The sequence below is a fragment of the Bradyrhizobium ferriligni genome (genome assembly GCF_056837965.1).
In genome coordinates this window covers 61,053-77,738 of sequence record NZ_JBXEJO010000005.1, presented here as the reverse complement: position 1 = coordinate 77,738, position 16,686 = coordinate 61,053, and the positions used below count along the sequence as shown (strand labels likewise).

Sequence of the window (16,686 nt, the reverse complement as noted above, 5' to 3'; positions counted from 1 at the left end):
TCACTCCGCCGCGGTCAGAGGCACGCCGACGCTGCCCGCCGGGGTAATACCTGCGGCGCGCTGCGGTACCTTGGGCGGCTCTTTCTCGCCCGGAGCGGGCGGCTTCGCCATCAGGCGCAGGAGATAATAGGTGCCGGCGCCGAAGGCTGCGAAGTACACCAGCACGAAAGCGACAAGCGAGGCTGCCACAGCCGGCGCCGCCAGCGGCGAGTGCGATTCCGCCGTTCGCAACAGCCCGTAGACGGTGAACGGCTGCCGACCGACCTCCGTCGTCACCCATCCAGCGATCACAGCGACAAAGCCGGCCGGTCCGAGCGCGACACAGGCGCGATGCAACCAGGCCCAGTCGTAGAGCATTCCCCGGAAGCGCGCGAGCAGGCTCCAGAGACCGACAGCGAGCATCGCAAATCCAAGGCCGACCATGATCCGGAACGACCAGAACACGATCGGCACCGGCGGCCATTGATCCCTGGGGAAGTCGCTGAGCCCCGGCAGGGGTGCATCCGGATCGTGCTTGAGGATCAGCGATCCCAGGCGCGGCACCGCGAGCTTGTAACGGACCTGCGCTGCCTCGTTGCTGGGGAAGCCGAAGAGGATCAGCGACGCGCCATCGGGGCTGGGTTCGTAGTGCCCTTCCATAGCAAGAACCTTGGCGGGCTGGTGTTCCAGCGTGTTGAGGCCATGGGCATCACCCGCGAGAATTTGGATCGGGGTCACGATCGCGGCCATCCACATCGCCATCGAAAACATCTTGCGCGCGCCTGCATTGGCGCGGTCTCGCAGCAGATGCCAGGCGCCCACACCGCCAACCACGAACGCCGTCGTCAGATAGGCCGCGATCACGGTGTGGACGAGGCGATACGGAAAACTGGCGGTGAAGATGATCGGGATCCAGGATCCGGCGGGCACGAACTGGTCCTTCGCATTGATCGCGAATCCCGCCGGCGTCTGCATCCAGCTGTTCACGGCAATGATCCAGGTCGCCGAGATCAGTGTGCCAAGCGCGACCATGCACGTTGCGAAGAAATGAAGGCCTTTCCCGACCTTGCTCATGCCGAACAGCATGACGCCGAGGAAGCCCGCCTCCAGAAAGAAGGCCGTCATCACCTCATAAGCCATGAGCGGCCCGATGATCGGTCCCGCCCGCGTGGAGAATACCGACCAATTCGTACCGAACTGATATGAGAGCACCACCCCCGAGACGACGCCCATGCCGAACACAACGGCGAAGATCTTGAGCCAGTAGCGGAACAAGTTGGCATAGACGCCTTGCCCCGTCCTCAGCCACAACGCCTCGAGCACCATCAGATAGCTCGCAAGCCCGATCGAGAAAGATGGAAATATGAAATGGAACGAGACGGTGAACGCAAACTGGGCACGCGCCAGAATCACCGCATTGAGATTGTCCAGCAATGTCCCCTCCTTGCTTCAGGATATGAGTCCCGGCACTTCGTCACCGGCATCCGGCCGATTAAGCGGCAACAACACGTACCGGAATGGACTTGGCTGCGGGCGTCCCGCTGATCTTGTCGTAGTAGTCGAGAGGCAGCAGCGGATTGAGCTCGGGGTAATATCCCGCAACCGATCCGCGCGGCATCGGATAATCCAGCACCTTCAATCCGCTCACGCGCCGCTGTATGCCATCATCGCTGATCGTCTCGAGCGCAATGCTGGAGCCGTCCTCGAGCCCTCGCGCCGCTCGATCCTCGGCGTTCATGAAGAGAACCATTCGATCATTGTAGACACCGCGGTAGCGGTCGTTGTTGCTGTAGATCGTCGTGTTGAATTGATCGTGCGAGCGAATGGTTGCCAGTCGCAGCATGTCGGGATCCGAAACGGATGCGTTCACTTCCAGCCCCGGCAGAAGCAGAAAGTTCGCCTTGCCATTCGGCGTCGGCCACACCAGTTCGCGCGGCGGCACGTCGAGGTGAAAACCTCTCGGGCTTTCGATGCGCTCGGAGAAGTCGCTGTAGATCTCCGGATAGACCTCCGCGATCTTGTCGCGGATCAAGCCGTAATCCTCGCTATACCTCTTCCAGTCGACCTTGCTGTTCGGCAACGTCGCCTGCGCGATGCGGCAGACGATTTCCACCTCGGGCAGAAGATGCGGGCTCGCCGGCGACAACACGCCGCGAGACGCCGTGACATTCGACATCGAGTCCTCGATCGTCACGAACTGCTCGCCGGCTGCCGTCTGGATGATTTCCGAGCGCGCGATGACAGGCAGCATCAAGGCGTCACGACCGTGAACCAGATGGCCACGATTCAGCTTGGTCGTGATTGCGACCGTCAGCGCAAGCTTTCGCATCGCTGCGTATGATCGTTCGGTATCGGGTACCGCGCGCACAAAATTGCCACCGAGACCGATGAAAACCTTCGCTGTCCCCGCCTGCATCGCGGCGACCGATTCAATGGTATGATGACCATGTTCGCGCGGAGGTTCGAACCCAAAAACGTCGCGAACACGATCGAGATAGTCCTGGCTCGGCTGTTCGTCGATACCGACAGTGCGATCTCCCTGCACGTTGGAATGACCCCGAATGGGTGAAATTCCGGCGCCCGGCTTGCCGAAATTGCCTTTGAGCAGGAGCAGATTGACCAACTGCTGCACCAGCCGCGATCCCTCCTGATGCTGTGTAATGCCCATCCCGTAGCAAATGATCGTCGCGCGCGAGCGAATATAGATTTCGGCGCAGCGGCGGATTTGCGATTGCTCAAGTCCTGAGACTCGCTCCAATTCCGACCATGTCTGCGCCAGCGCGTCGCCCCGGACCGCATCCAGACCGACGGTATGCTCACGAATGAACTCCCAGTCGATGATCTTTTCGCCACGTTCCTCTCGTTCGAACATGACTTTCATGATGCCCTTCAGGAGGGCAAGATCGCCTCCGATGCGGACATGAACGAACTCGCTGGCAATCTTGGTCGAGCCAAAGGTCGCCATCTGGATGATATCTTGCGGATCAGCGAAGCGCACCAACGCACGTTCGGGCATCGGATTGACGGCGACGATCGGAACCCCGCGCTTGCTCGCTTCGACCAGATTGCTCATCATCCGAGGCGAGTTCGTGCCCGTGTTCTGCCCGATGACGAATATCGCTTCAGCGTGCTCGAAATCATCCAGGACAACGGTGCCCTTTCCGACACCGATGGAGGGTGGCAAGCCCCGGCTCGTCGGCTCATGGCACATGTTCGAGCAGTCGGGAAAATTGTTCGTCCCGAACTCCCGGACGAATATCGAATAGAGAAACGCCGCTTCGTTGGGCGTACGGCCGGACGTGTAGAATTCCGCTTCGTGGGGAGTGTCGAGAGACCGCAGATGCTGACCGATCAGCGCGAACGCGTCGTCCCAGTTGCACGGCACATAGCGATCCGACGATGAGTCATAGCGCATCGGCTCCGTCAAGCGTCCTTGCATCTCGAGCCAATAGTCGGACCGCTCCATGAGTTCGGAGACGGTGTGCCGTTCAAAGAACTCCCGTGTGACTCGAAACTTTGTTGCCTCAAACGCCAGTGCCTTGGCGCCGTTCTCGCAGAAGTCGAGCGTCTTCTTGCATTCCGCGTCGGGAAACGCACAACTTGAGCACTTGAACCCGCCGGGTTGATTCATTGACAAAAGCGCGCGGGATCCCTTCGTCACCACACTCTGCTCGAGAAGAATCTTTGCGGTCGCTGCGGCGGCACCCCAACCGCCAGCGGGATGATGATACGTCTTAAAGCGCGGCTTACCGTCCAACATAAATCAACTCCGCAATTGTCAGATCTTCCGTAGGGTCTTCAGCGGGGTGACCTGAATAAGATCACCCGCAACACGCTGGACCGTGCTACCAGCTGCTTTATCGATCCTGGTCGAGGCTAGCGACGATCACCTTGTCGATCATGCCTTCGTTGTGCCGGATGAAGTCATCACGCGTCATGCCGGATGCGCGCCACGCATCCTTGAGGCCGGCGTCTCTGTGAAGCCACTCGTTGCGCGTTTGATGATCGATCTTGTGACGTCGCGCGTCCTGCGATCCGTGTGACGCCTTGTCGTGATCCTTGGACATTGTATCTCCTTGTGTATCCTGTCCTGGCTGGTGCTCTCGCCGGGGCGCAAATCGCAGCAGTCCAGGAGACTCTTGAGGCCGGGCTTCGCCGACCCAGGCTCTGCGCAGCTTTGCGATCCGCTGTGATCGTCCGGCGCAGACGATGAATGTAAATCGGGAGTCGATGCTGCCTCGCAGCAGCCGTCGATCCGCCGGGATCACTCAATCAGGATCAATCCCAATTTGCTTCCCTGGCCCACTTGTCGACCTCTTTGCGGACCTGGTTCTTGTCAATGCCGTAGAGATCTTGCAGCTTGCCCTCCAGCCGCTCCCTGTCGCCATTGATGATGTCAATGTCGTTGTCGGTCAGCTTGCCCCATGTTGCCTTGAGTGCGCCCTTTGCAGCCTTCCAGTTTCCTTCGATGCGATCCCAGTTCATTTCTATCTCCTTCTTTTGCCTAACCGTGAAACGTGCATCGAGGAGAGGTTAGCAACAGGCGTGCCAGCCTGAGTGCATCGTCATATCAATGAGTTAGGCGGCGCGGGCCATCGGCGATGGACAATTTGTCACGACAGATTTGGCCAAGTTGTCCGCCGCGGCAGATTGCGGCATGCGCTTCCGGCCGCGGCTTGATCTCCATGATGCAACGCCTGGGGCGGCGGCCTCGACACCATTGCCGCATCGACTCGCCGTCGACGTCGGAATGCATTCGACGGCACGGACGTTTGGTTGGCACAAGGGACGGCGTGACGAACGCGATGGCGAATGACTTCACCAACGCCTTCGTTTACTTTCCCGAACGTTGAGGCACCGTGTTCATGCGCAAGGACGCTTCGTAGATTATTCATGCTACTGGGGAGATCAGATGAAGCGCGATCCGAGAGGCCGACGACCGATTCATCACTCGCCCATCTTCTGGGTTGGCATCGCCTTGTGCCTGGCAGCCATAGCCATCTATGTTTGGTCCAACGATCTTTCCTGGCGACCCGCTGCAACCCCGCACTGAGCCGTTGACACGGCCAGGGTCCGCTCCCTCTCGGCAGCCTACGGGAGTTACATCAGCACATTCTGGCGAGGCTTTATCGGAGCCGGCAAATCACGCTCTCCGAGCAGAGCAAGCATCTCGCGTTCGATCGCTCGCCGCATTGCGTCAAGCGGAAGGGCATTTGGCTCCAACCCAAACGGAGACTCAAGCTGATGGCCGAGCGCATCGAGGCCGAAAAACGTGTAGGCGACGAGCAGAACGGGCAGCAGCGTCCACCAATCGAGCGATCCGGCAAGCGCGAACGGCAACGTCACACAGAAGATCAGCGCGGTCCTATGCAGCAGCAACGAATAAGCGAATGGCACCGGAGTTGACGCGATGCGCTCGCACCCGCCTTGCACGTCGGAGAGAGCGGTGAGCTGACCTTCCAGGACCGCATAGTGAATTGGTTCGATCCGGTTGCGTTTCATCAGCATCAAGCAGTGCAGCCCGATCTGGCTAAGCATGGCATTGGTCGGGTTGGGGCTACCTGAACCGGCGCCGATCTCGTTCCATGGCTTGATCGCCGCCACCTCGTCCTCACCCCGCAGGCGCGCCGTTAGTCCGGAGCAAAAGCCGCACAAGCCGCGGAGCAGGACACGCCGGTCGTCGTCTTCGAGGGTGGAAGTCTGACGTGCGAACGAGCGGCAGGCGATAATCAGCTTGCCCCAGAGTTCGCGTCCCTCCCACCAGCGGGCGTAACACGTGCTGTTTCGGAAGCTCATGAAGACCGACAGCGCGATGCCGATCAACGTAAACGGAACTGCACTGATGCGTGCGAAAATCCCCGGATGCTCCATGGCAGCAAAGATCGCCAACACACTGATCAGTGCAATCGCCACCAGATGCGGCGCAATCCGCGGCAAGATCGAGCCGTTGACGGCAAACGCGACGTCCCAAAAGCCGGGCTTGGAGCGTACGATCATTGCAATCTCCCCGGTATCCGGGGTTGATTGCCGTACCCGTCTTGCAATGCCGCGCCGGTCTCAACTTCGCTGCCGCACGCAAGCCACAGCAGATATTTTGCCGATCGGGAAGTTGGATTGGCTCTGAAAGCGCCCGAGAGCACTCCGAACGACGACCAGCTGGAACTGGTCACCGTGGACATAGACGCTTCGGAGCCGTGAGAATTTTCCTGTGACGGAGCAGAGAATGCGGCCGCTGTGTCGGGTTGCAACATCATTTATAAGACTAAGTTTGGCTCAAAAATCCACGTCGAACCGATCGAGCGAGACCACGCGGGTGACGCTGGACTGACGATTTTCAAACTTGTCGCTGGCGGCACGTTCGATACACGATCGGCGCATGAGGAAGAGTTCTTCGGCGCTCGGAATGGGATGAAATCGCACGCGCATCACGTTGAGCGCTCTGCGCGCGATCATGCACGTGACCTCGGCACTATCATGGTACATCACGAAATAGATTCCATGACGGTGAACCTCATATTGACCATCGGGATCTCGAGCGAGCGCCATCTAACGGTCCTCAAACGATGGTCGCTCCGGATCAACCCGGACCGAGCGGCCATACGATCATTGACTCTGTTGCTCCCAGAGCAAGGAGCAGGCCAAATCCCAAGACGACGCAAATTCAATGAATTAGAGCGCGATCACCGCCCTTAACGCAGACATTTTGTCCCCAGCGACGGACAAGTTGGGATCGGAGGCTTGTCCAAGACACCTAACCATCGGTGAATCGTCGATGCCCAGGGAGGAAGGGCGGCGCAACAGCCGAGGCCGGGAGCGACTTCATAACATCGCTTCATAGATCCCGAACCATGAGCGTTGCATCGACGCCCCTCCAGTTGGTGCGATCAACGATTGACCATCCGAGCCGCGCATAGAAGCCGGTTGCCTCTGATGTATACAGGTTTAACCGCGAGAATCCGCGCTGGCGCGCTTGATCCTCAATCGCCCGCACCAAGATGGAGCCCACTCCTTCGTTGCGATGTTCGGGGACAACGAACAGACCTGCGAGCCATGGTGCGACATCGTGGTTCGGCTCGAACTCGGACTCAACCAAAAGGCAGGCGCCCATCGGCGCACCATCTGCTTTCGCGACGAGCAGCACGCCAAGGCTCCGATCGGCAGCAAATTGCTGCAATGATCTTAGCTCTTCCTCGAAGGAAGTACGAAGCATTGAAAATGAATTGACGCGCCAACGCGCGCAGATAGCCAATTCGATCGCTCCTGGCTCCGCGGTGAGTATTCGAATATCTGTCATCGCGACACAATCAACTTCGTGACGTGATCGAAAGCGTTCCGGGCAATAGATGTACCATTTCCGGTGTGCAACAATGCCGGCAGCTCCAGAAGGAGCATCGAACGACAGCGGACAATCTGTGTTGTTATGGACAATTTGTCTATCACCTTTGCGTGGAGCACCCCGCTAGCCGCACTCAGTGAGTCAAGGCACGACTGCGCCACATGAGATGTTCCGCCAGATTGGAGCAAGCGGCTGATCTGCCGACGAAGTCCGGACAGATACTGCGCCCAAGCAACACGTTGCTTATGCAACGGACTTGAAGGACGATCCTGGTTCGACGAGGGAGGCGCAATCACCGTGTCCAGCACAACACAGACTTCGGAGTCGCGGCATCGCGCGGTCGACTCCGAGCCCCAGTACATCGATGCGCCCATGACCGCGTCGGCGGCCTTTCTCGTGCTAGCGATCAATCCTGGCGATCAGGCTCTTGAGGCGGTTCGCGCCGCCGTCGGTTCCACCACCGATCTCATCAAGGATATCCGAGGGCGGGCCAACAGTGAGGCGTTCACCGCCAATGTTGGAATCGGTCACCGCGTCTGGCTGACTCTCACCGGCAAACCGGAGCCAAAGGAGCTCACTACGTTCAGGGAGATCAAGGGAGCCAGGCACACCGCGATATCGACGCCGGGAGGCCTTCGGCGACGCAGTGACCGCCGTGGATGATGTCGCTGGCTTCCGGTATTTCGACGGCCGGGACTTGCTGGAGTTCGTGGACGGCACGGCGAACCGCGATGGTCTCGATCTTCCGGCCGCGACTCTTGTTGGCGACGAAGACCCGGACTATGCCGGCGGCAGCTATGTGGTTGTCCAGAAGTACCTCCACAATCTAGCTACCTGGCGGGCTCAAACTACCTGAAGCGGTCGCGATCCGCGTCGAAACAGATACTGGGGAAGGCGTCGCCAAATGATCAGTATCTTGAGGGTTTCGGTTGAGTCTCGCTCACAGGATCAGAGGCCGGAAAAGTCTCTTCGAGACCTTCCTCGAGCTTGGTTTGCTTCATGTCTGCCTCGATTGCCTTCTTGGGATCGACCGCGAGCTTGTCGACGGGAGCAGGATCGAATTTTTTCTTCATGGGCGTTTCTCAATGGTGGACTGGTCCGCGCGGAACAATGAACCTCATGAACGAGCGGTAGCCAAGATCGTTCAAGGCAATTCAGCGAGAGCGCGCTCCGCCTTCAGGCGGATGCACCAAACGGGATGGGCGGCGCTGGTTGCCGAGGAGCCCGTATTTTTATTCTGCCAGCTAATACCTAGCGTCGCCCTGTTGGTATTTCCGTTGGTATCGGCAGCAATTCACGACAAAAACTAATAACAATAACTTACGCCATTGGCTCGATTCTTGATTTTTCGCGGTTCATTGGAAACACACGTAGAAATTCGCGGCGGCCGTCCGTTTTGTTGGTATTTTTGTTGGTATCGGGGGAGCAAACGTTCACGACGAATTTCGCTATGCCCGAACAAGGGAATTGAGCGGATGGCCCGCATGAACGGTAGCGCGAGCGCCAATCCCAACACGTCGACTGCCGCGCCGCCCGACCGAAATTCGGCAAGGGTGCGTGGAGCCCCGCCAAGACTTCCGACGTGACCGGCGGCGGCCTCTATCTCCTCGTCACGCCGGACGTGAGCAGGGCCGGCAACGCTGCCGCCAAGCTCTGGCGGATGGACATCTCGTACCGGGAGCGGATCCAACTCACAGTGAGTTTGCAAGGCGTAGCGCGTGTCAGTAGGAGATAGACGCGGGGACGCGCACGTACGCTGCGGCTAATAAAATCATCTGCGCGCTTGACGGCCGTCCTGCGAAGGCAAAGGCTACACGTTCGAATCGTGTCGGGTCCGCGTTGTCTTGCAGTGCGATGTGCGTGTCCGAACCGATATTCCGGTTCTGGCTCATTCGAGCGAGTAAGCAATCTGAAAAAGATCATCGTTGCAGGCAGGTTGGCGACTGACGATCTCGGGCAGAATCTCGCCAAACAAGATGCGTAGCTCCTTGAGCTCTGGACGTGCACCTTGTGCCTCTCGGCCTGACGTCGGGGATAGCGTGCGCTCGATGATAGCGCGTGAGTCCAGGTGGCGGAGCTTCGTAGGTGACGGCCCTCAAGAGGCGTACCCTCGTGAACTCTAGTTTGCCCGCTCGTCTCGCGTGAGGACAAAAGCAAGCGTTCTAATCGCTGGCGCGGCCAGAACCACGATCGGCAACATTGTCGCCCAGGCAATCAGCCAAGATGACAGCCAATTGTGCAAGAAGTTGCCAAGCACGAGAGATGGAAAACTAGCGATTCCGGCCGCGACGAGGCAGGTCAATCCGGACTGAATGACCGCAAAAACGAAATGGCTGTAGCGACGCGGAATGCCGAGCATTGGAGGACCTTTGGCAAGACGGAAGCAAAGGTCATGCCGACCTCGAGCCGACGCTAGGCAGGCAGGGTTATATTTCGCGAGGAAGCCTCGTCTTATCGACCAGACACCGGGATCCGGAGGCTTGCAGTCAAAATACACCCTAATGCCAACGCCACACCCACGCCTGCGACACAGGCGACCCATCCGAAATGATCGAACAATTGACCAAGCACGGCGCTGCCGACCAGGCCGCCGAGGAAATAGCAGGCAAGGTAGGTGCCGCTGGCAACCCCGCGGTTTGTTTGCGCCGCTTGCCCGACGAAGCCGGTGGCGCAGGCTTGCGCAAAGAAGGTGCCGACCCCGACCAGCACCATCCCTGCGAGCACGTCCGCAAGGTGCGATGAGAGCATCAGTGGCAAGCCTAGCGCAGCAATTGCGAGACCGCCCCAAAGTGATAGGCGCATGCCGAAGAGTGCCACCGCCTTGCCCGCCAGCAGCGTCGTAACTACGGAGGGGAGAAATACGAAATAGACAAGACCCACCCCCATCATACCGAGCGACAGCGGGGCACGAACCAGGATGAAGTTGACGTAGGTAAAGGTGCCGATGAAGGCGAACAGGATGCAGAAGCCAAGGCCGAAGGCCGCGCGCAGGGCCGGATCGCGCCAATGCCCTATCATTGCCGAAAATGGCGATTGTGCTGGGCCAATGGAGTGCATGGGCTGGACCCGCTTGATCGTGAAGTAGACCAGCAGCGCGCCTGCGAGATTGAGCAGGGCAAAGAAATAGAAATTCGTCGCCAGGCCCAGATTGTCGGACACAGACGCCGAGATGAGACGTCCGATAAGATTGCTTGCGACGTTCCCGGTGATATAGGCCGCGAAGGCGCCGCCGGCATCCATCGCGCTGCACTGTTCGCCCAGATAGGCAAGGGTGAGCGTAAAGGCTGAAGCCATGCAGAGGCCCTGCATGATGCGAAGAATCGTGAAGACGGTAAGGTTCGGCGCGACGGCAAGCAAGCTCGTCGGAATCGCGAGCAGAAGCAGGCTTGCCAGAATGCCCGTCCTGCGATCGATGTGCGGGCTGAAGGATCCGACCACCAGTCCTGCGACTGCCATGCCGATCGTGCTGGCGTTGACGGCGAAACCCATCGCACCAGGCGTTACGCCGTAGTGCCGTGTCAGAGTTGGTAGAATTGCCTGAGTTGCGAACAGGTCGACGACGGTCAGGAATGCGGTGAGGCCTATCACCAGAGATCGCAACGCCACGTCCGGCAAATGACCGTGCTCTTGCATTGGTCTTGCTGTGACTTCCATCGGCATATCAGTCATCGCCGCAGCTCCTGTGATCGAAGGGTGGATGTGACACCCAGGCGTGCGGGGCCGGCACGTGGCTCCCGGGTCGTCACATCCGGTAACGAGGCGTGGGGCTGGAGCACTCGTTACATGTTGTGGTCAGTCGGATCCTTGCGAACGTCGCCGACATAGAGAATGACGGTCTCTTTGCCGAGGTTCTTCCACCAATGCGAGGTGTCGTAGATCTCCGGTCGCAAGTCACCTGCCTTGTGCACGATCGGATCGATGCAGTTGCTGGCGTATTCGACGACCTCGCCCTGCTGGACAAAGATCAGCGCCGGCCGATCGTCATGGCTGTGCCAGGGCACAATGCCACCGGGCTCGATGGTCAGCTTGCGGAAACGCAGTTCGCGGCCCTCGATATGCGCGGGTTGCTTGCCGAGATCGATGGAGCCAAGCGTCACGTCGGTAACACCGACCGGCTTGTAGTCCACCATCGAGCGGGCGTTGGCCTTCATCTTGTCGGCGGGACATTCGCCGGCGAAAGCCGCAGATGCTGCCGCGAGGGAAATGGTAATGGCGCTCGCGACGCCGAGAGCTTGCCAGATCTTGCGCGAGGTTGCGATGTCATTGAACATGTCGTTATCTCCTTGCTTGATGTCGCGGCCCCGAAAGGCTGGCCGGCATGTCAAGAGCATCACGCAAAGCTTTTGCTTCGGGAAATGCCGGTTCGCTGTTGAGTCGATAGCGGCGGGCTATGCGCCTCAAGCGTGGCCGAGGATATGCTCCATTTCAGAAGCGAACGCCGGATAGGCGTAGACGTGTTCCCTCAGCGCGCTAGCGCCGATGCCGAATTTCATTGCAAGGCCGAAGATATTTGCAAGCTCATGACTGGCATGGCCGACGAAGTGAGCGCCAAGAATACGGTCGCGGCCACGATCGACGATGATCTTCGATCAGGCGACTGTTTCGGCGTAGGTCCGCACCGAAAACCCGTCGTGCATCACTTGCTAACGATAGCAGAGGTGATCGATTTGACGACCATCGTGGCCATGTTGAACTGAGCGTCGCGATCCCGGATGTTGTGGCGCCGCGCGATCCAGGCGAAGTCCGTCCACACCGCCCAGACGTCGCCATTGCCGTCCTGCGTCAGCAGCAGGCGGACGGGCCAGTCCAGTCCCGCATTGGGATTGGACGTGATGAACTGCGTGCCGAGCGGCGGATTGCCGAACACGAGCAGGATCGACGGCCGCAGCTTGATGCCAGCATCCGCCGCAAGCTTCGATTGGTCGATCTCATCGAAGAACTTGATCCCCTTGGCAGCAATATCAGCCTTGATACGGACGACCGCCTCGGACATCGGAACGGCGCTCTTGACCCGGACGATGCCATTATCGCGGCCGATCCGGGCATCGATCGGCGCCGCTGACGCCAAAAGGAGCATCAGGAAGAGAAAGGTAGCGAATTTGCCAATTCGCAGTACGTTATGGTGGGACATAGAAAGCTCCTGTCGGGTGACGGCTGTCCGCGACAGAATCGCCGCTCGGGCGTCCAACATGAAATGCGGGCCTGCTCTGATATCGATAGCCCACTGCTATCGTACTTTGTGCAATGCTCCTGGCAGAGACAAGGCGCCTCTTTTGGGCGGTCCGTGCAGGAAATTACCATCTGAAGGTCAAACATGCGGGAGCAAGGGATGACATCGCTTTCCCCAGCGGACGCCGAGCGGCTCAAGCTCGCATTTCAGCGCTGCCGGGAGATGGAAGGCACTCTCAACGAGCAGCTCCAGGCCTATGCGGCAGCCGGCCGGGAAATCTTTCCGGCCTATGGCGAAGCCGTCGATCGCCTCGTTATCAGGGTCAACGAAAATGGCGGCGGGGAAAACGCGCCGCGTCCGGGCGAGCCCATGCCACCCTTCATACTACCCGACGAACGCGGCCGACTAGTTAGTCTGCTGTCTCTGCTCGAGCGGGGTCCGGTGGCCGTGATGTTTTTCCGCGGCCATTGGTGCCCCTATTGCCGGCTCAACGTCAGGGCCGTGATCAAGGCCTATGACCGTATCAAGGCCCTGGGCGCGGACGTTGTGGCCATCATGCCCGAAACACAGGAATATGCAGCAGAATTCAAGTCCGAAGCCGAAGCACCGTTTCCAGTGCTGACCGATCTCGACAATGGCTATGCGCTCTCGCTTAACCTGGCGATCTGGCTTGGCGCAGAGATAGAGCGGCTCCTCTCGTATCTCGACATGCCGACCTTTCACGGCAACGACGGTTGGGTGCTGCCAATTCCTGCGGCCTTTGTGATCGGAAGCGATGGCATCGTCAAAACGCGTTTTGTTGATCCCGACTTCCGGCGCCGCATCGCGATCGAGGATCTACTCGCAGCTCTGAAGGATGCGCGATAGCTTCAGCCAGGCGACCCGCGTGCATTGGCACTCTCACGCCGCCCGGCCCTTCTCCAGAAACTGCCGCCAATCCGTGCCGCGCAGCATGCGCATGACGGCAGACGCGACCGCGGTTCGCTCGCGGCCGGCGACGCCGTAGAGATTGACCGTGCGTCGGGCATCGAGCCCTTCGACTGACGTACGTTTGAGCGTCTGCGGCATCCGTGAAGTGTCAGGGACCACGGCGATGCCGATACCGGCCTCAAGCAGCTCAACGAGATCGCGCTCGCTCGAGATTTCGTGGCAATGATCGACGTCTACGCCGCGCTCCCGCAAGGCGGCGTTCAAACGCGAGCCATGCTCGCAGTACCCGCGCGACAAAAGCTGTTCGGAACGCAGATCATCGAGGTCGATGCTGTCCTGTCCGGCAAGCCGATGGTCAGCATTGACGACGAGCTGAAAGTCCTCGGTAAACAGCGGCCAGGTGTCGAGCCGCTCCCAATTCGGGTCGAGCTCAGCCGCAATTCCGAGTTCGGCCTCGCCTTTCTTCAGCATGTCCCCGACTTCGCGGCCGTTGCCACGGAGAAAGCGGAATTCCAACCGATTGAACTGGCGCTTGATCTGATCGAGGAAGGGGATCAGCAGGGACAGATCGATCGAGTGGGTGAGCGCAATCCTCAGCGCACCAATTTCGCCACTCTTGAATGACGAGGCGAGCGAACGCGCGCCGACGGCGGCCTCATAGCATTGCTTCAGCAAGGGGTGCATGCGCTGACCGAGCTCGGTCAATCCGGCTGGACGCTCGCGGCGAAACAGGTCGCCGCCAAGCTCAGCCTCGAGCTGCTTGATCGCTCGCGTCAGCGACGGCTGGGTGACATTGCACTCATCAGCGGCACGCGTGAAATTGAGCGTCCGCGCGACCGCGAGGAAATACCGAACCTGATGCATTTCCATCGTCGAACTCCCCTGATCCGGCCAGCAGTCTAGCCGATTGAGGGCCACGTCGGCCATAGCACGCACCTATGGTTTTGGAAGCTAAAGGGTATTTCCGCAGATCCGTTTTGCGGTGCAGATTTTGGCGATCGTGGGATACCGCCGACGACGCAAACGGGATTGAGAAGATGAATCTCCAAATCAAATCGCATGCCGACATGGACGCAAGAATGCTCGATGGCAGGGCAGCCCTGGTGACGGGCTCAACCAGCGGGATCGGGCTTGGCATCGCCCGCGCGCTTGCTGCGGCGGGCGCAAACGTGATGCTGAATGGCTTCGGAGCCGCAGCCGAGATCGCGAGAACAAAGGGCTCGATAGAAGCCGATCATGGCGTCAAGGCAGGTTATTCAGCGGCCGATATGACTTCGCCTGATGCGATCGCCGAGATGATGGCGGTGACACTGGCTGACCTTGGTCGGCTCGACATTCTCATCAACAATGCCGGCATTCAGCACGTCGCACCGCTCGACCAGTTTCCGGTCGACAAATGGGATCAGATCCTTGCGATCAACCTGTCGTCCGCGTTCCACACCACGCGGCTGGCACTGCCGGCGATGCGCAAACAAAGATTCGGTCGCATCATCAATGTGGCTTCTGCACACGGGCTGGTCGCCTCGCCTTTCAAGGCGGCCTATGTCACCGCCAAACACGGCATCGTCGGCCTGACAAAGGTAGCGGCGCTCGAGACCGCCGAGGACGGGATTACGTGCAACGCCATCTGCCCCGGCTATGTCTATACCCCGCTGGTCGAAGCTCAGATCGATGGACAGGCCACGGCGCATGGGATCTCCCGGGATCAGGTGATCCGCGACGTGCTGCTGGCTCAGCAACCGAATAAACGCTTTGCCACCGTCGAGGAAATCGGCGCCCTGACCGTATTTCTCGCCAGTGACGCGGCCGCCTCAATCACCGGAACTGCATTGCCGGTCGATGGCGGTTGGACAGCACATTGAGACGACGCTCGTAACAGAGCCGGGTGCGCTTGCGAATATCAGACCAGGCCGGAATGGGAGCCGAACATGCAGGACAGAACTTCGTCGCGAAATATCAAATCGCTGGCCAAGGATCTCCCCGGCCAGGTCGTTCTGGTGTTGCAAGGCGGCGGCGCCTTGGGCTCGTACCAGGCCGGTGTCTATCAAGCCTTGCACGACGCAGGTATCGAGCCCGACTGGATCATCGGCACATCGATCGGCGCCATCAATGCCAGCCTCATCGCCGGCAATCCGGTCGAGAACCGGCTGTCACGCCTTAGGGAGTTCTGGAAGCGGATGGAGCAAAATCCCGTCTGGAATATCCGCACCGCGTTTCCCGGCTTCAATGAGCGGCTATCCTACTGGGCGACTATCACCCACGGAATTCCCGGTTTTTTCCGTCCAAATGCCCTGGCGCATGCGGGTGACGGCTATCCTCTGGGTGCCGAACGGGCCGGCTATTACTCGACCGCGCCGCTCGAGCAGACCTTGGGCGAACTCGTCGATGTCAACCTGCTCAATAGCTGTTCGCCCCGCCTGACGGTCGGGGCCGCCCATGTGCGGACCAGCCAGATGCGCTATTTCGATAGCCGCGATGGCGAGCTCACCATCAGGCATATTATGGCTTCCGGTGCCTTGCCGCCGGCGTTTCCCGCCGTCCGCATCGACGGCGAGCTCTATTGGGACGGTGGTATTCTGTCCAACACGCCAACTGAAGTCGTATTCGATGACAATCCCCGCAAGAACTCGCTGATCTTCGCCGTCCATCTGTGGAATCCGGCGGGTCTCGAGCCGACGACGATGGCGGAGGTGCTGAATCGGCACAAGGATGTCCAATATTCCAGCCGCATCATGAGCCACATCGCACGCCAGCAGCAGGCGCATCGGTTGCGCCACATCATCAACCAACTGGCAAAACGGCTGCCCGACAGCGAACGCAACACGCCCGAGGTGCGCGAATTGGTCGGTTACGGCTGTCAGACACGCATGCACGTCGTGCGTCTGCTTGCGCCGCAGCTGGATCGTGAAACCCACACCAAGGACATCGATTTCAGCCCGCGCGGCATCATGCAGCGGTGGGACGCTGGTTACTCGCACACGAGAGCAGCCCTTGAACAAGCGCCGTGGGTCGGCGAGTTTGATCAGCTGTCCGGCGTGATCCTGCATGAGCAGATGGAGCTGATGCCGGTGGCGGCAGAGTAAGAGGCCAGAGACAGGATTTGCGGGATTGGCGCGTTCATTCATCCGCCCCTCAAATATCCTCCGCAGACAGGTTTTTGACTGCCAGAGGGACGTCACCAGCCATGACGCCCTCATCGCCACGTGCACGAGTGCGCCGATACCCGAGCTGGTGCATCTCCATTCGTTCTGTCTGCTGGATGTCGGAGGGC

General features: G+C 59.5%; 19 protein-coding genes. 5 read left to right on the top strand and 14 right to left on the bottom strand.

Annotated features, from left to right (window positions below):
- From AC1VNY_RS04190 to AC1VNY_RS04160, 7 genes are all read right to left on the bottom strand, one after another.
- A complete protein-coding gene (locus tag AC1VNY_RS04190; protein ID WP_482404204.1) occupies positions 1 to 1,413 on the bottom strand; it encodes a cytochrome ubiquinol oxidase subunit I in 1,413 nt (470 codons plus the stop codon).
- A 58-nt stretch (positions 1,414 to 1,471) separates the two neighbouring features.
- Entirely contained in the window at positions 1,472 to 3,739 is a 2,268-nt protein-coding gene (locus AC1VNY_RS04185; RefSeq protein WP_482404203.1) for an FdhF/YdeP family oxidoreductase, read from the bottom strand.
- Positions 3,740 to 3,836: 97 nt separating this feature from the next.
- Positions 3,837 to 4,046 (bottom strand): hypothetical protein, encoded by a 210-nt coding sequence (locus AC1VNY_RS04180; RefSeq protein ID WP_482404202.1) that lies wholly within the window; start codon positions 4,044 to 4,046, stop codon positions 3,837 to 3,839.
- A gap of 211 nt (positions 4,047 to 4,257) precedes the next feature.
- Positions 4,258 to 4,464 carry a CsbD family protein gene (locus AC1VNY_RS04175; protein WP_163151966.1) on the bottom strand — a complete coding sequence of 69 codons (207 nt, stop codon included), beginning with the start codon at positions 4,462 to 4,464 and terminating at the stop codon, positions 4,258 to 4,260.
- Positions 4,465 to 5,079: 615 nt separating this feature from the next.
- The gene (locus AC1VNY_RS04170) at positions 5,080 to 5,976 is read right to left on the bottom strand and encodes a bestrophin family protein (protein ID WP_482404201.1); all 897 of its coding nucleotides are present in this window, start codon (positions 5,974 to 5,976) and stop codon (positions 5,080 to 5,082) included.
- A 276-nt stretch (positions 5,977 to 6,252) separates the two neighbouring features.
- Positions 6,253 to 6,525 (bottom strand): DUF1488 family protein, encoded by a 273-nt coding sequence (locus AC1VNY_RS04165; RefSeq protein WP_482404200.1) that lies wholly within the window; start codon positions 6,523 to 6,525, stop codon positions 6,253 to 6,255.
- 286 nt (positions 6,526 to 6,811) lie between these two features.
- Positions 6,812 to 7,273, bottom strand: coding sequence for a GNAT family N-acetyltransferase (locus AC1VNY_RS04160; protein WP_482404199.1), 462 nt, complete (start codon positions 7,271 to 7,273; stop codon positions 6,812 to 6,814).
- A 339-nt stretch (positions 7,274 to 7,612) separates the two neighbouring features.
- On the opposite strand from AC1VNY_RS04160, the gene AC1VNY_RS04155 reads away from it, so the two are divergent.
- Positions 7,613 to 7,978 carry a Dyp-type peroxidase domain-containing protein gene (locus AC1VNY_RS04155; RefSeq protein ID WP_482404198.1) on the top strand — a complete coding sequence of 122 codons (366 nt, stop codon included), beginning with the start codon at positions 7,613 to 7,615 and terminating at the stop codon, positions 7,976 to 7,978.
- Entirely contained in the window at positions 7,962 to 8,171 is a 210-nt protein-coding gene (locus AC1VNY_RS04150; RefSeq protein WP_482404197.1) for a hypothetical protein, read from the top strand. Before AC1VNY_RS04155 ends, AC1VNY_RS04150 begins: the two co-directional genes overlap by 17 nt.
- A gap of 52 nt (positions 8,172 to 8,223) precedes the next feature.
- Here AC1VNY_RS04150 and AC1VNY_RS04145 read toward each other — a convergent pair whose 3' ends face one another.
- The 6 genes from AC1VNY_RS04145 to AC1VNY_RS04120 all read right to left on the bottom strand — a co-directional run bounded on the left by AC1VNY_RS04145 (position 8,224) and on the right by AC1VNY_RS04120 (position 12,506).
- Entirely contained in the window at positions 8,224 to 8,388 is a 165-nt protein-coding gene (locus tag AC1VNY_RS04145; protein ID WP_162832446.1) for a hypothetical protein, read from the bottom strand.
- Between the two features lie 1,046 nt (positions 8,389 to 9,434).
- Positions 9,435 to 9,674 (bottom strand): DUF2798 domain-containing protein, encoded by a 240-nt coding sequence (locus AC1VNY_RS04140; protein WP_212056057.1) that lies wholly within the window; start codon positions 9,672 to 9,674, stop codon positions 9,435 to 9,437.
- 92 nt (positions 9,675 to 9,766) lie between these two features.
- Positions 9,767 to 10,984, bottom strand: a complete 1,218-nt coding sequence (locus AC1VNY_RS04135) for an MFS transporter (protein ID WP_482404196.1) — start codon at positions 10,982 to 10,984, stop codon at positions 9,767 to 9,769.
- Positions 10,985 to 11,094: 110 nt separating this feature from the next.
- Positions 11,095 to 11,586, bottom strand: coding sequence for a cupin domain-containing protein (locus tag AC1VNY_RS04130; protein WP_482404195.1), 492 nt, complete (start codon positions 11,584 to 11,586; stop codon positions 11,095 to 11,097).
- Between the two features lie 126 nt (positions 11,587 to 11,712).
- Positions 11,713 to 11,895, bottom strand: a complete 183-nt coding sequence (locus AC1VNY_RS04125) for a hypothetical protein (RefSeq protein ID WP_482404286.1) — start codon at positions 11,893 to 11,895, stop codon at positions 11,713 to 11,715.
- Between the two features lie 56 nt (positions 11,896 to 11,951).
- Positions 11,952 to 12,506, bottom strand: a complete 555-nt coding sequence (locus AC1VNY_RS04120; RefSeq protein WP_482404194.1) for a DUF302 domain-containing protein — start codon at positions 12,504 to 12,506, stop codon at positions 11,952 to 11,954.
- Between the two features lie 138 nt (positions 12,507 to 12,644).
- Between AC1VNY_RS04120 and AC1VNY_RS04115 the strand changes: the two genes are divergently transcribed.
- Positions 12,645 to 13,352, top strand: coding sequence for a peroxiredoxin-like family protein (locus AC1VNY_RS04115; RefSeq protein WP_482404193.1), 708 nt, complete (start codon positions 12,645 to 12,647; stop codon positions 13,350 to 13,352).
- Between the two features lie 33 nt (positions 13,353 to 13,385).
- Here AC1VNY_RS04115 and AC1VNY_RS04110 read toward each other — a convergent pair whose 3' ends face one another.
- Complete coding sequence (locus AC1VNY_RS04110) at positions 13,386 to 14,285, bottom strand: LysR family transcriptional regulator (RefSeq protein WP_482404192.1); 900 nt, start codon at positions 14,283 to 14,285, stop codon at positions 13,386 to 13,388.
- A 167-nt stretch (positions 14,286 to 14,452) separates the two neighbouring features.
- Between AC1VNY_RS04110 and AC1VNY_RS04105 the strand changes: the two genes are divergently transcribed.
- On the top strand, positions 14,453 to 15,277 hold the full coding sequence (locus AC1VNY_RS04105; RefSeq protein WP_482404191.1) for a 3-hydroxybutyrate dehydrogenase: 825 nt from the start codon (positions 14,453 to 14,455) through the stop codon (positions 15,275 to 15,277).
- Between the two features lie 66 nt (positions 15,278 to 15,343).
- A complete protein-coding gene (locus AC1VNY_RS04100) occupies positions 15,344 to 16,498 on the top strand; it encodes a patatin-like phospholipase family protein (protein WP_482404190.1) in 1,155 nt (384 codons plus the stop codon).
- Positions 16,499 to 16,686 lie beyond the last annotated feature (188 nt).

Excerpts from the sequence above, each read along its gene's own strand:
- AC1VNY_RS04185 (WP_482404203.1), bottom strand. The coding sequence starts at position 3,739 with ATGTTGGACGGTAAGCCGCGCTTTAAGACGTATCATCATCCCGCTGGC.
- AC1VNY_RS04180 (WP_482404202.1), bottom strand. The coding sequence starts at position 4,046 with ATGTCCAAGGATCACGACAAGGCGTCACACGGATCGCAGGACGCGCGA.
- AC1VNY_RS04175 (WP_163151966.1), bottom strand. The coding sequence starts at position 4,464 with ATGAACTGGGATCGCATCGAAGGAAACTGGAAGGCTGCAAAGGGCGCA.
- AC1VNY_RS04170 (WP_482404201.1), bottom strand. The coding sequence starts at position 5,976 with ATGATCGTACGCTCCAAGCCCGGCTTTTGGGACGTCGCGTTTGCCGTC.
- AC1VNY_RS04165 (WP_482404200.1), bottom strand. The coding sequence starts at position 6,525 with ATGGCGCTCGCTCGAGATCCCGATGGTCAATATGAGGTTCACCGTCAT.
- AC1VNY_RS04160 (WP_482404199.1), bottom strand. The coding sequence starts at position 7,273 with ATGACAGATATTCGAATACTCACCGCGGAGCCAGGAGCGATCGAATTG.
- AC1VNY_RS04145 (WP_162832446.1), bottom strand. The coding sequence starts at position 8,388 with ATGAAGAAAAAATTCGATCCTGCTCCCGTCGACAAGCTCGCGGTCGAT.
- AC1VNY_RS04140 (WP_212056057.1), bottom strand. The coding sequence starts at position 9,674 with ATGCTCGGCATTCCGCGTCGCTACAGCCATTTCGTTTTTGCGGTCATT.
- AC1VNY_RS04135 (WP_482404196.1), bottom strand. The coding sequence starts at position 10,984 with ATGACTGATATGCCGATGGAAGTCACAGCAAGACCAATGCAAGAGCAC.
- AC1VNY_RS04130 (WP_482404195.1), bottom strand. The coding sequence starts at position 11,586 with ATGTTCAATGACATCGCAACCTCGCGCAAGATCTGGCAAGCTCTCGGC.
- AC1VNY_RS04120 (WP_482404194.1), bottom strand. The coding sequence starts at position 12,506 with ATGTTGGACGCCCGAGCGGCGATTCTGTCGCGGACAGCCGTCACCCGA.
- AC1VNY_RS04115 (WP_482404193.1), top strand. The coding sequence starts at position 12,645 with ATGACATCGCTTTCCCCAGCGGACGCCGAGCGGCTCAAGCTCGCATTT.
- AC1VNY_RS04110 (WP_482404192.1), bottom strand. The coding sequence starts at position 14,285 with ATGGAAATGCATCAGGTTCGGTATTTCCTCGCGGTCGCGCGGACGCTC.
- AC1VNY_RS04105 (WP_482404191.1), top strand. The coding sequence starts at position 14,453 with ATGAATCTCCAAATCAAATCGCATGCCGACATGGACGCAAGAATGCTC.
- AC1VNY_RS04100 (WP_482404190.1), top strand. The coding sequence starts at position 15,344 with ATGCAGGACAGAACTTCGTCGCGAAATATCAAATCGCTGGCCAAGGAT.